This window comes from Paraliobacillus zengyii, from assembly GCF_003268595.1.
GTDB classification, from domain to species: domain Bacteria; phylum Bacillota; class Bacilli; order Bacillales; family Amphibacillaceae; genus Paraliobacillus_A; species Paraliobacillus_A zengyii.
In genome coordinates this window covers 2,352,867-2,368,786 of the sequence record NZ_CP029797.1, presented here as the reverse complement: position 1 = coordinate 2,368,786, position 15,920 = coordinate 2,352,867, and the positions used below count along the sequence as shown (strand labels likewise).

Genomic DNA, 15,920 nt, shown 5'->3' with positions numbered 1-15,920 from the left:
CGTGTTAATTAAATCTATGCAACAATTGCTGAAAAAGACTTAAATATTTTCTTAATCTCAGCATATATTGATAGAAAAGCTCTATGTATTTAGACAGGTTAATTTACCCTTGGAAAGGGGACAAGCAATGGCTTTTACAATAGCAATTATCATCTTTATCGTATGCTATCTATTTATTATTTCGGAAAAGGTTAATCAGGCATTAATAGCGCTCTCAGGGGGTGTCCTATTATTACTTACAAAAGTATATACCTGGGAGGCCGTATTCACTGATTACATTGATTGGAACACAATTGCATTACTTTTTTCAATGATGGTTTTAGTTTCTATTACGAAGAAAACGGGATTATTTACTTATATTGCAATAATATTTGCACAGAAAGTAAATGGAGCCCCAATTCCATTGTTAATAGGGACGGCTGTTTTAACTGCTTTAGGATCTGCGTTACTTGACAATGTAACAACAGTCCTTTTATTTGTGCCGATCATTTTAACATTAACAAAGCTTTTGGAGTTGCCAACTTTTCCTTATTTGTTAACTATTATTCTAAGTTCTAACATAGGAGGAACAGCTACACTAATTGGAGATCCACCAAATATAATGATTGGTCAAGCAGTTGAACATTTTACATTTTTATCATTCATTACTAATTTAGGGCCTGTAGTTATCATTTTATTTATTTGTATGCTTGGATTTGTAGTCTTGCGATTCAGAAAAGAGCTTGTCATGAAATTGCATTTAGTAGATGACTTACTACAAATTAATGCTAGTAAATATATTAAAAAAAGCCCGATGATTTATCAATCAGTATCTGTGCTAAGTCTCACAATTCTTGGATTTTTACTTCATCCAATTTTTCATATTGATCTAACAACTGTAGCTGTTTTTGGTGCTCTTCTTTTACTTATGTTAACGGAAAAGGAGTTAGAAACAGAAAAAGTATTTCAAGAGATTGAATGGATTACCTTATTCTTTTTCATCGGATTGTTTATGTTAGTAGGTGGCCTGGAAGAAGTAGGTGCTATTGATGAACTGGCACGATATATTATATGGGTAACAGAAGGTGACCTTCCTTTAACAGCTATTATACTACTATGGATATCAGGATTAATTTCACAAATTATTAATAATATTCCTTTTGTTGCTGCTATGATACCGGTTATAGAAGAGTTTCAGGCCTATGGGATGACGAACGTTGATCCATTATGGTGGGCTCTTGCTCTAGGTGCGTGTTTAGGTGGTAATGGTACATTAATTGGTGCATCTGCTAATGTTGTCGTAGCTGGATTAGCGGAGGGCGAGGGAGAAAGTATATCCTTTATGCGTTATTTAAAGTATGGAATTCCTTTTGTTTTATTTTCAATGATTGTTTGCACAATATATATATATTTCCGTTATTTGCGTCCTTTTATTGATTCCTTTTTGATAGGATAATAATTAGAATACAGGCGATAATAAAAGGAGGAAAGACCATCAAGTGAGGACGGGATAACGATGGATTTTGAGTTAGGAACGTTAATTTTTAGAACATTCTTTATTTATATCATAGTTGTGATTATCTTTCGTTTAATGGGTAAACGAGAAATTGGAGAACTGAGTATATTAGATATCGTTGTATTTATTATGGTGGCAGAAATGGCGGTGTTTACAGTCGAGGATACCGATAGGATGTTGATTGAAGCTCTCATCCCAATGGGTCTTTTGTTGTTTATTCAGCGAACTGTTGCATGGCTATCATTAAAAAACAAGCATTTTAGAGACTGGTTTGAAGGAAAAGCCTCCGTGATTATTTCACGTGGTAAAGTTGATGAGTATGAAATGAAGAAAAATCGATATACGTTTGATGATTTATTGCAACAACTAAGAGAGAATGGAACGAAGAGTATTCAAGATGTAGCATTTGCTATTTTGGAACCATCAGGTAAGTTATCTATTTTTGAAAATGCGAATCAAGAAGAGGAAAGTGCTGAAAATGGTTTTGTTGTTCCACTGATTATAGATGGTGTCATTCAATTAGAAGGTTTAGAGAAAATAGATCAAAATGAATCTTGGCTTATAGCGAACTTAAAACAAAAAGGATATGCTGATATAAAGCAGATATCCTTTTGTTCTTTAGATCAATCTAAAAACTGGTTTGTAGATATAAAAAATGAATATACTTAAGAAACAAAACGATTAATGAATGGTAGTTGAGCTAATTCTTCTTTTGTAATAAATCGCAAGAAAAAAAGCAAACAGATATATACAATCAGAATCGAAATTAAGAGCAATAAAAATGGAAGTAATGTAGTTTGGTACCCAGTAAAGATTTCTTTTAAAATGTTAGCTGTTAGCCAGGTTAATCCTAACAACGCAATCATTTTAAGTAAGTCAACTTTTGGGATACGAAATTGTATTACTTTATTTAATGTTGCTAGATGTAAAAATGTCCCTAACACTACACCTACTGTCATCGCAATCGCAGCCCCCATAATGCCAAATGCCGGATTTGTTGTTAAGACAATTAATATAACAAACTTCACACATGTACTAAGTATATTATTCCACATTGCTTTTTGAGCAAAGTCTAATGCTTGCAAGGTAGCATTCAATGGAAATTGAATGTATAGAAATAAAAATAAAGGGGCCATTAGAATAAGAAACCCACTTGCATTTGTTGTGCCATACATAAAATGTAAAATAGGTGAAGCAAACATAGTTAATATAATTGTAGCTATTGCACCAGAAGCGAAGGAAATGCGAATTGCTTGATGGATACGGTAATGAACTAAAGAATGATTATGTTTCGCTTCTGCTTCACTAATATTTGGAATTAAGGCTACAGCTAAAGAATGTGTAATAAAAGTAGGGAAAAATAAAAGTGGAATAGCATACCCGGTTAATGCACCATATTGCTTGGTTGCAGCAATCGTGGTAATACCGGCAATAGCCAAACTTTGAGATACTAAAATAGGTTCTAAGAAATTTGATATTGAACCAACTAATCTGCTCCCCGTGCTAGGTAAGGCAATTGATAATAAAGATTTTAATGTATCTTTCCCCGTTGTTATATATGAAAAAGTAGCATGATGTAATGTGATTCGTTTATGTTTGCGAAACATTCGTAGCATGAACATAAGTGAAATTAGTTCACCAATTATAACTGAAATCATAGCTCCACAAGCAGCAAATTCAATTCCATAAGGAAGTAATAATCTTATAAAAAACGCTACACATGAAATTCGTATTATTTGTTCGATAACTTGTGCATAACTTTGTGGTTTCATATTTTGTCGCCCTTGAAAATAACCTCGAATAACGGATGATATGGCGCTAATAGGTACCATTGGCGTAATGGCTAGTAATGGGTATAATGTTCTTGGGTCTGTTAAAAAATGCCTTGCAATAATTGGTGCACTGATAATCATCCCTATTGTAAAAAATATACTTAATGTACCAGTGATAACGAGAGAAATTATTAGAATTTTTTTAATTTGTTTCGTGTTATTATTTGCTTCTGCTTCAGCTACCCGCTTGGAAATTGCGATAGGTAGTCCAAACTGTGATAAAGTATAGATGAGAAACAGGGTTGGTAAAGCCATGTTGTAAAGGCCTATACCCTCTTCACCCATTAACCTAGCTACAACAATTCGATTAATAAAGCCTAATAATCGTGTGATAAGTCCAGCAACTATTAATATAAGTGTTCCTTGCAAAAATGTTTGTTTTGTCATTATTGACAATCCTACCTTCTCAAAAAAATAAAATTCCTATACAATAATGTATATGCAGATAGATTGGTCAAGCATGACAAGCAGTTAGATAAATCCGAAAGAGGAGGTTTTATATATGGTAGTAGTTAAACAAGTAGAAGACTGGAAAAGTACAGTACTAGTGGTCTTGGATAGTAAGGTAGAGGAATTAATTTTAATGGGCTATGATAATGCAACACGCAAAATTGTATGGAATTGCTTAATTGAAAAAGTGTGGAAAGGTAATCCGGAAAAGCGGTTGTTTGAGATAGTAGAAGATATTTATCATTTAAGTGCTAGTAAATTCATGAGTTATTTGACCATGCAATCTTATCAAAATGAAGATTTGATGGCTTCTATTGCTGCATTAAATATAATGAATGAAGTGAACTAAACACTTATTGCTTATTTGTGATTTTTGGATTGACATTAGTTGATCTTCGTTTCATAATATTTTGGTAGTATAGTTTTAAATATGAAAATGTAATAGAGTTTAAATGAGTTACGCTATTCTTTTAGAAAGTAGTCTTACATAGTTTTTTTAAAAAGAAGAATAGTGTAGAGGAGGCGCAATTGTCCATGGTAAAACGAGGCAGAATTATTGCCTTTTTTCTGATCGTCTTAGTCTTAGCAGGTACGATTGGGACGACAATAACAGGTGTTACAAAAGATATAAAATTAGGTTTAGATCTACAAGGTGGAGTTGAGATCTTGTATGATGTGGAGGCGCTTGATGGTGGAGAAATAGATACGGCTGATCTTGAAGCCACTGTTGAATCATTGCGTCAACGTGTCGATGTGTTAGGTGTAAGTGAGCCTAATTTCAATATTGAAGAACCAAACCGTATAAGGGTTCAATTAGCTGGGATAGAGAATGAAGATGAAGCACGTGAATTACTATCCACATCAGCTCAATTGTCATTTCGAGATGTCAATGATGTAGAATATTTAAATGGTTCAGATATTGTTGAAGGTAGTGCTAGACAAGATTTTGATGCCACAACCAATCAACCAATTGTAACCGTTCAATTTAAAGATGCTTCCGCATTTGCTGAGGTAACGAGTGAAATTTCTCAAATGGAAGATAATCGATTAGCGATTTGGATGGATTATCAAGAAGGTGATTCATTTGAAGAAGAATCGCAAAAAGCTGAACCAAAGTATATTTCCGCTCCAGCTGTAAGCTATACGATAGATCAACCAAATGTACAAATTGATGGTAGTTTTACAGTTGAATCAGCTAAACAACTCGCGGATATTTTAAATGCAGGATCACTTCCCGTCAATTTATCGGAAGAATATACGACATCTGTAGGTGCTCAGTTTGGTTTGCAAGCGTTGGATAAAACGGTCTTTGCTGGTATGTTAGGGGTTGCGTCAATCTTCCTATTTATGCTTGTTTATTACCGGTTCCCAGGCTTTATAGCTGTCGTTACATTAAGTATGTATATTTATTTAGTATTACTCGTATTTGAACTAATGAACGGTGTATTAACATTACCTGGTATTGCCGCTTTGATTCTTGGGGTGGGTATGGCAGTAGACGCTAATATCATTACCTATGAACGAATGAAAGAAGAATTAAAACAAGGCAAGTCTATCAGTGCCGCGTTTAAATCAGCAAATAGTAACTCCCTGTCTACTATTTTTGATGCGAATATTACGACTTTAATTGCAGCAAGTGTATTATTTGCATTTGGTACAAGTTCTGTCAAAGGTTTTGCGACTTTATTAATCGTAAGTATCATTTTAAGTTTTATTACCGCAGTATTTGGTTCCCGATTCTTCTTAGGTCTATGGGTTAAGAGTAGATTCTTGAATAAGCGTCCAAGTTGGTTTGGTGTTAGAAAAACAGATATTAAAGACATAGCGGATACAACCGAAGTCGAGCCTAAAGTTTTTGGACGTCAAGTTGATTTTGTGAAGTATCGCAATAAGTTTTTTGCGCTTTCAGGTATTTTGGTTATAACGGGTATCGCATGTTTAAGTATTTTTGGATTAAACCTTGGAATTGATTTCGAAAGTGGTTCACGTGTTGAAATTAATGTAGGTGAACCTGTTACCACTGAACAAATAAAACAAGACTTTAAAGAAATTGGATTAGAAGCAGAAAATATTGTTTTATCTGGTAATGCTAACGATATAGCTGTTGCACGTTTTGATACTAAATTAGAACAAGATACTGTTGCTGATGTACGAACTTATTTTAATGAAACATATGGTTCAGATCCGAATGTGAGTACAGTATCCCCTGTTGTAGGTCAAGAATTGGCAAAAAATGCCCTTTATGCAGTCATAATTGCTTCAATTGGGATAATTATTTATGTAACGATTCGTTTTGAATATTATTTCGCATTAACAGCCATTCTAGCTCTACTGCACGATGCGTTCTTTATACTCGCAATATTCAGTATTACCCAACTAGAATTTGATATAACGATTATTGCTGCAATACTAACGATAGTCGGTTATTCAATTAATGATACAATCGTTACATTTGACCGAATTAGGGAAAACCTCAAAGCAAAGAAAAGAGTACGAACTTTTGAGGCGTTATCTGAAATTGTCAATAGAAGTTTAATGCAAACATTAGGTAGAAGTATAAATACAGTACTTACCGTGATTATAGCTGCTGTGTTCCTCTATATTTTCGGTGCAACTTCGATTACCAATTTCTCATTTGCACTCGTGGTTGGCTTAATCGCTGGTACGTATTCATCACTATTTATCGCAGCTCAAGTATGGCTGATATGGCGTGGTAAGAACATAAAAGAAAAACCAATCATCTATGCAGAAAAGAAACGAAATGATGGTCCACAAGTTTAAGGAAAATAGCTCTTCCTAAAAAGGGAGAGCTATTTTTTAATACGTTTTATATTTAAGGGTTTAGGGAATTATACTTATAATTCAAGAAAAAGAGGTGTTTACATGAAAGGACAAACGCATATTATTTTAGCACTTATCTTCGCACTTATTGTAGCTGTGTTTGCAGTTATTAATGTCGCTCCTGTAGAAGTTGATTATCTATTTGGAACTGGACAAGCACCATTAGTACTTGTCATCTTAGTATCTGTTTTAATGGGTGGTTTAATTACAAGTGCATTTGGTATTTTTCGATTATTACAATACCAAAAACAAGTTCGTTCACTTAAAAAAGAAATCGCAAGTCTAAAAAATGTTGAAAAAGAAAAGGACATATCTACATTAGATGAGCAAAGTGCAGATAATAATGAAATTAATAACACAAATGACACTTCTAAGGAATAACAAGAAGTATTTGTATTTGAACCCCCTGACATACTCTTGTATAATAAGTAAGTCAGGGGTGAACTTATGTTACAAAGTCAAACAAAATGGAATTTTACATATAAACAGCATGCTGCAATATCTGAGGAACTTGCATCATTAAATGTATCACCAATGATTAAAGGTATGCTTGCTAAGCGAGAAATTTCGACAATAGAAGAAGCGGAAACATTTTTAAATCCTAACTTAAAAGATCTACATGATCCTAGTTTGTTAAATGATATGGAGAAGACAAAACAACGTATTGATCAAGCGATTGAACAAGGTGAAAGTATTTTAGTTTTTGGTGATTATGACGCTGATGGTGTTAGTGCGACGGCTGTATTGATTGAGGCGTTGCGTGAGGCAGGAGCAATGTGTGATTACTATATTCCGAATCGGTTTACAGAAGGATACGGGCCTAATGAACAAGCTTTTAGGGATGCAAAAAAACAAGGGTTTCAACTTATTATTACTGTTGATACTGGAATTGCTGCAATCGAACCTGCTTTTGTGGCGAAAGAAATTGGAATTGACTTAATTATTACGGATCACCATGAAGTACAAGAATCACTTCCAGAAGCTTACGCGATTGTACACCCGAAATGCTCGGAAAGTTATCCATTTAAAGAATTAGCTGGTGTAGGCGTTGCTTTTAAGTTGGCCGAACATATATTGGGCTATTTTCCAACACAACTTTTAGATCTAGTTGTTATTGGAACAATAGCTGATTTAGTTCCATTAGTAGGAGAGAACCGTATTTTAGCGTATCATGGTTTAAAAGCAATTAGTCAATCTAATCGTCCGGGTATAGATGCGTTAAAACAAACGTGTAGTATACAAGGTGATATGACAGAAGAAGATATAGGCTTTTTAATCGGGCCGCGTATTAATGCTGTGGGTCGATTACAAACAGCTTATCCTGCAGTTGAATTATTATTAACGAAAGACCAAGAAGAAGCGCAAGAAATTGCAACACAGATTAATCAGCTTAATCAGGAGCGACAACAAATAGTGAAAGAAATTGCTAAAGAAGCAATTATGATGGTGGAATCTACACCTGATGAGAATAGGAACGTGATCGTTGTTGCCAAAGAAGGTTGGAATCAAGGTGTTCTTGGAATTGTAGCATCAAAACTAGTTAGAACGTTTCAAAGACCTGCCATTGTTTTAACGATTCAGCCAGAAGAAGGTTATGCAAAAGGATCTGCTCGCAGTATTCAAGCATTTGATTTATTTAAAAACGGTATGCAAATAAAAGATCAATTTTTACGGTTTGGTGGTCACTCGCAAGCAGCAGGCATGACGCTTTTACAAGAGAACGTTGATAAAATACGTCATTCGCTTAATCAACTAGCAGAAGAGCAACTGCAACCGGAAGACTATAAAGAACAATTAGATATAGAAGACTCTATTGAAATCAATTCAATTGATATTGGTTTAGTAAATGAGTTAAATAAAATAGCTCCATTTGGTATGGGTAATCCGAAGCCTTTATTCCATTTAAAGGATAAACCTAATGAATTGAGGCAAATAGGTAGTGAAAAAAACCATTTGAAAGTTTCATTCCGTAGTGATTCTGTTCAACTGGCTGGTGTTGGTTTTGGTATGGGAGCATTGTATCATTCTATTTCAGAACATACTGAAATAGAAGCAGTAGGTTTTTTGCAAATTAATGAATGGAATGGTAAAAAAAGTCCACAGCTCATGATCCAAGATCTAGCAGTAAATGAGTGGCAATTATTTGATTATCGAGGTTCTAAATTATGGTCAAAAAAACTAGAACATTTAGATAAAAACAAAACGATTATGCTCTCTTTTGAAACAAAAGAAGCTGAGCATAAGGTTGAAGGAACATATGCCACCTTTGAAGAGTTACGGATACTTGCTAAAGAGCAAGATGTTACAACGTTTAAGAATATAGTTTTGTTAGACTTACCCAATCAATTGGAACAATTAGAAGAGGTATTCTCCCTTCTCTCTCCACAAAATATCTTTGCGTGTTATCATATCGAGGAAGAGCACTTTTTGCAGTCTTTTCCTACTCGTGATGAGTTTAAATGGTTTTATGGTATGTTATTAAAAAGAGAACAATTTAATAGGAAAACTGAATTAGATATATTAAGTAAAAGCAAAGGTTGGAAAACAAATAAAATAGAGTTTATTATTAAGGTGTTTTCCGAGCTGGAATTTGTTAAAATGACAGATGGTGTGATTTATCCTAATAAGCAAGTAAGAAAACGAGATTTAACAGAATCAAATGCTTATCAGCAATCGATTAAACAAGCTGAGATGGAAAAAGTATTATATTATTCTAGTTACCGTGAGTTAAAAACATGGATGGACAGTCAAATGGAGCACACAAGCTCTGTTGAGGAGGAAATAACGAATGAATTATAAAGATTATATTACTGTGGTAGAAGATTGGCCTAAAGAAGGTGTACGCTTTAAGGATATTACAACACTGATGGATAATGGCAAGGCTTATAAAGCTGCAGTGGATGAAATCGTTGCTTATGCAGATAAAAAAGATATTGATTTAATTGTAGGACCTGAAGCTAGAGGATTTATTGTAGGTTGTCCAGTGGCCTATGCATTGGAAATTGGATTTGCACCAGTTAGAAAAGAAGGTAAATTACCACGAGAAGTAATTAAAGTGAATTATGATTTAGAATATGGTGAAAATGTACTAACACTTCATAAAGATGCAATTAAACCGGGCCAACGGGTACTAATAACAGATGATTTATTAGCTACTGGTGGAACGATCGATGCAACGATTAAGTTAGTAGAACAATTAGGTGGTATTGTAGTCGGATGCGCTTTCTTAATTGAACTTACATACTTAAACGGTCGAGATAATTTAGAAGGTTATGATATACTAACGCTAATGGAATATTAGACTGAATAGAGCATTGATAAGAGATGTTACAATAATGTTAAGTTACAGTTTATAATCTAATTAAAAGACAATGATTTCTTATAAGAAAGGAGTGCCTAATTGGAGGTACTCCTTATTTTCCTAATTAAAGGCGTAATTTGTTTTATTTTGTCAATTTCACATTTGAAAAGAGTTAATACGACTATTTGAATTAAAGAGAATTGAAATCCTTGTATCATTTGGACAAATCTTTTATTATACTATAATAAAGCTTTATGGTTTTTCGTTCTTATATATTTATATGGAAAATGTCATACTAAATGAACAGAGGCATAAGAGGGTAAAGGTGATAAAATGTCGAAAGAGAATATTTTGACAGCACAAGATGTAATTGAACAAGCTTCTCAATATCTTTCAGGTAAAGATCTTGATTTTATTAGGCGTGCTTATGAATATGCTAAAAAGGCACATGAGAACCAATTTCGCAAATCAGGCGAACCATATATTATCCATCCGGTTCAAGTAGCTGGAATTTTGGTTCATTTAGAACTAGACCCAGAAACGATTGCAGGTGGCTTTTTACATGATGTTGTGGAAGATACAGATATAACGGTAGAAATGTTACAAGAAAACTTTAATAATGAAGTTGCGATGTTAGTAGATGGGGTTACAAAATTAGGTAAAATTAAATACAAATCGAAAGAAGCACAGCAAGCGGAAAATCATCGTAAGATGTTCATTGCAATGGCAAAAGATATTCGTGTTATTTTGATAAAATTAGCTGATCGTCTGCATAATATGCGGACTTTAAAACACTTGCCCCCAGAGAAACAAAGACGTATTTCAAATGAAACGCTTGAGATCTTTGCACCATTAGCACATCGCTTAGGTATATCTGCTATAAAATGGGAGCTTGAAGATACAGCATTACGCTATTTAAATCCTCAACAGTATTATCGTATTGTCAATTTAATGAAACAAAAACGACAAGAACGTGAATTTTATATTGAAGAAGTTATGACAGAAGTGCAAAATCAATTAGCGGACATAAGTATTAAAGCAGACTTTTCTGGAAGACCAAAACATTTATATAGTATTTATCGTAAAATGGTCTTACAAAACAAACAATTTAATGAGATTTATGATTTGCTAGCAGTTCGAATAATTGTTGAGAGTATTAAGGATTGTTATGCCGTTTTAGGGATTATTCACACCTGTTGGAAACCTATGCCAGGACGTTTTAAAGACTATATTGCAATGCCGAAACCAAATTTATATCAGTCTTTACACACAACAGTGATTGGTCCTAAAGGTGCTCCGCTAGAAGTGCAAATTCGAACAAAAGAAATGCATGAGATAGCTGAATATGGAATTGCAGCTCACTGGGCATATAAAGAGGGTAAACAATTAGAACAAACAAAAGGAAATTCCGAGAAAAAACTTGCTTGGTTTAGAGAGATACTAGAATGGCAAACAGAAACACATGACGCAGAAGAATTTATGGAATCACTAAAGGTTGATCTCTTCTCTGACATGGTGTATGTTTTTACTCCAAAAGGTGATGTAATTGAACTACCAGCTGGTTCAGTGCCTATTGATTTTTCCTATAAAATCCACACAGAAGTTGGAAACCAAACAATAGGTGCACGGATAAACGGAAAAATGGAGCCATTAGATTATCAACTTAAAAATGGCGACATTGTTGAAGTTTTAACATCAAAACACTCATACGGACCGTCACGTGATTGGGTGAAGATGGCACAAACATCTCAAGCTAAAAATAGAATTAAACAGTTTTTCAAGAAACAGCAACGAGATGAAAATGTAGTAAAAGGAAAAGAAATGGTAGATAAAGAAGTGAAAGCAACTGGTTTTGCTTTAAAAGATGCCATTACTACAGACAATTTAAAAAGAGTTGCGGAACGTTTTAATTTTATAAGTGTTGAAGATATGTATGCCGCTGTAGGGTATCAAGGAATAACGGCTGCTCAGATTGCAACTCGACTAACAGAAAAGTTGCGAAAAGAGGAAGAACATCAGGAATTAGAGCAAATTTTAGAAGGTGCACAGAAAAAAACGGTAAAACCAAAAGCCTATCGAAAAAAGGATTCTGGTGTAAAGGTAGAGGGTGTCGATAATTTATTAGTGCGATTATCAAAATGTTGTAACCCTGTACCAGGTGATAAGATTGTTGGCTTTATTACTAAAGGACGTGGTGTTTCTGTACATCGTGTTGATTGCCCTAATATTAAGGCAGAATTAACCGATGAACGGTTACTTTATGTGGAATGGGAAGATAGTAACACTGACATAAAACAATACCATGTTGATTTAGAAATATCTGGATATGATCGTCGCGGTTTGTTAAATGACGTTTTACAATCTGTAAATGAAATGCGAACAAATATTACTGCTGTAAACGGAAAGTCTGATCGAAATAAAATGGCAGTAATTCATTTGACTATTCTAATTCATAACTTAGGACATTTACGTAAAATTGTTGATCGTTTAAAACAAATAAAAGACGTTTATACTGTTGAACGCGTATTACAATAGCTAGTCTTAAAGGAGATATTTTTAATGAGGGCCGTTATTCAACGAGTTAATCATGCAAGTGTGTCAGTCAAGGGTGAGCAGGTAGGAGAAATTGGACGAGGTTTAATGGTCTTACTCGGTGTTACCCACGAGGATACGTTGAAAGATGCAGATTACCTTGTTCAAAAGATCATTCACTTACGCATTTTTGAAGATAATTCTGAAAAAATGAATCTCTCTGTAAAAGATATAGAAGGAAGTATACTATCCGTTTCACAGTTTACCTTATTCGGTGATTGTCGAAAGGGAAGAAGACCTAATTTTATGGGAGCAGCTAAGCCTGATCAAGCAAAAGAGTGCTATGATTATTTTAATCAATCTATTAAGAACACTGGCATTCATATCGAAACGGGTTTATTTGGAGCGATGATGGATATAGATATGGTTAATAATGGACCAGTTACGCTGATCTTAGATAGTAAAGATTGATTAAATTTTAAAAAGAGGCTGGGACAAAACTCAGATAAACAATAAAAAGTTGCATCTTCCAACGGTAGTTGGAAGATGCAACTTTTTTATAAAATCGAAAATTTTAGTAAGTAAAAAAGGATACCTTCTGATAAAATTAAAGTACCACACAATAACAATCGGAGGTATCCTTATGTTTAAAGATTATAACATGAATCAAGTAATTTTGCCGTTAGATTTTGAAATGAAATTGCAAGAAAATGATATTGCCTATACGATCCATGACTTAGTAGACCAAATACCAGATAAAGCATTTTCTTTTTTCTTACATGAAACAGGTTGTCCTGCTTATCATCCGCGAATGATGATGAAGGTTATTTTATGTGCTTACACGCAATCTGTTTTCTCTGGGAGAAAAATTGAAGGATTGCTGAAAGATAGTGTCCGTATGATGTGGTTAGCGCAAGGCTATGAGCCAAGCTATCGCACGATTAACCGTTTTCGAGTCAATGAAGAAGTACAAGAACTGTTACGCCAATGTTTTGTACAATTTCGATGCCAACTGGTGAAAGAAGAGCTTATTGACCAGGAAGCGATCTTTATTGATGGCACCAAAATAGAAGCAAATGCCAATAAATTTACGTTTGTTTGGCGAAAAGCGATTGAAAAATACAGTGCGAATTTGGTGGAGAAATCAAATCAACTGTACGATGAATTATTGGCAAACGAAATTATTCCAGAAATAGAACGCGAAAGTACGGAAGAACTATCCACTAAAGAACTCGAAAAAGTAGTTGAGAAACTAGAGAAGACCGTTGAAGGATACGACAAACAGATCGAAGAAAGTAAAGATGTCAGCAAACGGAAGCAGCTTCGCTCTGCAAGGAAAACACCAAAAAAATACCGCAAACAGTTTAAAGATTACGTAGCACGCAAACAAAAATACGAAAAGGATAGGCTTATATTTGAAGCGCGCAATAGTTATTCAAAGACAGACCATGATGCCACCTTTATGCGCATGAAAGACGATTATATGAATAATGGCCAATTAAAAGCAGGTTACAATGTACAAATTGCGACCGAAGGACAATATACACTCGCATATGACGTATTTCCCAATCCAACTGATGTACGCACATTCACTCCTTTTCTAGATAAAATCGAGGAAAGCTTCTTTGAACTTCCCACATATATCGTAGCTGATGCAGGGTATGGAAGTGAACAGAATTATGAAGATGTCCGCATTAATCGGGAGCGCATCCCGCTGATTACATACAATATGTATTGAAAAGAGAAGACAAAGAAATATAAGCAAGACCCTTTTAACACAATGAACTGGGCGTATGATGAAGCGAGTGATTCTTTCCGTTGTCCAAATGATAAAAAAGTGGCTTTCCAGTATCTATCTAATCGAACAGGTAAAGATAACTTCACCCGATCCTTTAAAGTCTATGAATGTGAAGACTGTTCGGATTGTCCGTTGCGTTCCCACTGTACAAAAGCAAAGGAAGGAAAGAATCGAAAAATTTATTATAATGAAAAATGGGAACAACAAAAAGCATACACAAAACAGCAGCTTTCAGAAAAAGAAACCGGTAAAATCTATGGCAAACGAAAAATAGATGTAGAACCAGTCTTCGGATTTTTGAAGGCTAATTTGCGTTTCACTCGTATGTCAGTAAGAGGCAAGAAGAAAGTGGAAAATGAATTAGGATTTGCATTCATGGCGGTGAACTTGAGAAAGTACACGGCTAAGCATGCGCATGGTCCAACAAATCCTGAAAATAATCCAACAAAAAAAGATTCCGACCATCTTCCTAAGATGATCGGAATCTTTTTCGTTATTTTGGCTAGTTATGTCCCAGCCTCTTTTTACTTATTCATTATATGAGTAATATCTTTGTAAACCTGCGATAATTCCCTGCGCAATTTTCTTCTGGTAGGAAAGTGTTTGTATCTTTGATTCCTCTTCAACGTTCGATATAAATCCTAATTCTAGTAATAGTGATGGACGGTGATTTGTTCGAATTACTTGATAGTCTCCATAATTAGTTTGACGATCTTCTGCTAATAGTGACTTTAATAATTCTGTGTGCACTATATCAGCTAAGGCTGCATCACTTTCGTTATAATAGTAGGTACTTATCCCAGCAGCATTAGGATATTGTGGGGTACTATTATAATGCAAACTTAAGAACATATCCGCATTCTGATAATTAGAAAAGGCTGCTCTACTCGTTAGTGTGTAATAGTGATCGTCATCACGTGTTAAATAAACAGTTGCTCCTAGTTGTTCTAAATAGGATTTGACCATTTTAGCAGTACGTAACGTGTAATCCTTCTCGTAATTACCACTTGCACCAATTGCACCAACGTCTCTACCACCATGGCCAGCATCTAATACAATCACTTTATTTTGAAATACAGATGTTGCATCTGTTCGAATTGGTGAGACATCGCCAATAACCCATGAAGGAACATAACCAGTTGTGTTATCCCATTCTATTTCAAGCCAATCATTTTCAGATTGTATTGTGGAAATGACTTCACCTTTACCTAGTGTAGTGAGAATATCACCAGCTGTTGAAGGTTGACTTCGAACATTGGTTTCTTGAAATTTAGTCATGGCATTTTTAATTGTATTTTGCTCTTCTGGAACGTTTACTATATTTTCCTCTGTTGTTTCTACTTCTTCTGATTGATCAGTCTCTTCTCCTGTTTCAGGTGATAGGCTAACATATTCTGCTGCTACCCATACGGTTTGAGAATTATACGAAATCGCTATCCAATTCGGCTTTTCTTCTATGAGTTGGAATATTTCTCCTGTATTAACTTGTCCAACAACGTCATAATCCTCGCCTGGACCACTTCTTATATTTAGACCATCAGCTGCAATCGTTACTTCTTGTGCATAGACCTCAGCATAATTGGATAGACTAAAAATAATGAAAATGAAAAACAAAAAAATATGCTTTCGTCGTAGACGCATGATGTACCCCCAAATTTTTTAAAATGAATT

11 protein-coding genes and 1 pseudogene are annotated in these 15,920 nt (G+C 34.6%); 10 read left to right on the top strand and 2 right to left on the bottom strand.

The genetic code is table 11. The features are described from left to right. Positions 1-127: 127 nt before the first annotated feature. Positions 128-1,435, top strand: coding sequence for an ArsB/NhaD family transporter (locus DM447_RS12100; protein ID WP_112181457.1), 1,308 nt, complete (start codon positions 128-130; stop codon positions 1,433-1,435). A 60-nt stretch (positions 1,436-1,495) separates the two neighbouring features. After that, positions 1,496-2,164: a DUF421 domain-containing protein gene (locus DM447_RS12095; protein ID WP_112181456.1), complete on the top strand. Its 669-nt coding sequence runs from the start codon at positions 1,496-1,498 to the stop codon at positions 2,162-2,164. Here the strand turns inward: DM447_RS12095 and spoVB are convergent. After that, the gene (spoVB, locus tag DM447_RS12090; RefSeq protein ID WP_112181455.1) at positions 2,161-3,714 is read right to left on the bottom strand and encodes a stage V sporulation protein B; all 1,554 of its coding nucleotides are present in this window, start codon (positions 3,712-3,714) and stop codon (positions 2,161-2,163) included. The two genes, DM447_RS12095 and spoVB, sit on opposite strands and share 4 nt — an antisense overlap. 115 nt (positions 3,715-3,829) lie before the next feature. On the opposite strand from spoVB, the gene DM447_RS12085 reads away from it, so the two are divergent. The 8 genes and pseudogenes from DM447_RS12085 to DM447_RS12050 all read left to right on the top strand — a co-directional run bounded on the left by DM447_RS12085 (position 3,830) and on the right by DM447_RS12050 (position 14,792). After that, on the top strand, positions 3,830-4,126 hold the full coding sequence (locus tag DM447_RS12085) for a post-transcriptional regulator (RefSeq protein ID WP_112181454.1): 297 nt from the start codon (positions 3,830-3,832) through the stop codon (positions 4,124-4,126). Between the two features lie 185 nt (positions 4,127-4,311). Next, positions 4,312-6,558, top strand: a complete 2,247-nt coding sequence (gene secDF / locus DM447_RS12080; RefSeq protein ID WP_112181453.1) for a protein translocase subunit SecDF — start codon at positions 4,312-4,314, stop codon at positions 6,556-6,558. Between the two features lie 102 nt (positions 6,559-6,660). After that, positions 6,661-6,999, top strand: a complete 339-nt coding sequence (locus DM447_RS12075) for a LapA family protein (protein WP_112181452.1) — start codon at positions 6,661-6,663, stop codon at positions 6,997-6,999. Between the two features lie 66 nt (positions 7,000-7,065). Continuing rightward, positions 7,066-9,417 carry a single-stranded-DNA-specific exonuclease RecJ gene (gene recJ / locus DM447_RS12070; protein WP_112181451.1) on the top strand — a complete coding sequence of 784 codons (2,352 nt, stop codon included), beginning with the start codon at positions 7,066-7,068 and terminating at the stop codon, positions 9,415-9,417. Beyond that, complete coding sequence (locus DM447_RS12065; RefSeq protein WP_112181450.1) at positions 9,407-9,919, top strand: adenine phosphoribosyltransferase; 513 nt, start codon at positions 9,407-9,409, stop codon at positions 9,917-9,919. The genes recJ and DM447_RS12065 overlap by 11 nt, the downstream gene beginning before the upstream one ends. A gap of 333 nt (positions 9,920-10,252) precedes the next feature. After that, complete coding sequence (locus DM447_RS12060; protein ID WP_112181449.1) at positions 10,253-12,454, top strand: RelA/SpoT family protein; 2,202 nt, start codon at positions 10,253-10,255, stop codon at positions 12,452-12,454. A gap of 24 nt (positions 12,455-12,478) precedes the next feature. After that, entirely contained in the window at positions 12,479-12,922 is a 444-nt protein-coding gene (dtd, locus tag DM447_RS12055; protein WP_112181448.1) for a D-aminoacyl-tRNA deacylase, read from the top strand. A gap of 172 nt (positions 12,923-13,094) precedes the next feature. Next, a pseudogene (locus DM447_RS12050) lies at positions 13,095-14,792 on the top strand (IS1182 family transposase). On the opposite strand, the gene DM447_RS12045 reads toward DM447_RS12050, so the two are convergent. Beyond that, positions 14,778-15,890, bottom strand: coding sequence for an N-acetylmuramoyl-L-alanine amidase family protein (locus DM447_RS12045; RefSeq protein WP_112181447.1), 1,113 nt, complete (start codon positions 15,888-15,890; stop codon positions 14,778-14,780). The pseudogene DM447_RS12050 and the gene DM447_RS12045 sit on opposite strands and share 15 nt — an antisense overlap. Positions 15,891-15,920 lie beyond the last annotated feature (30 nt).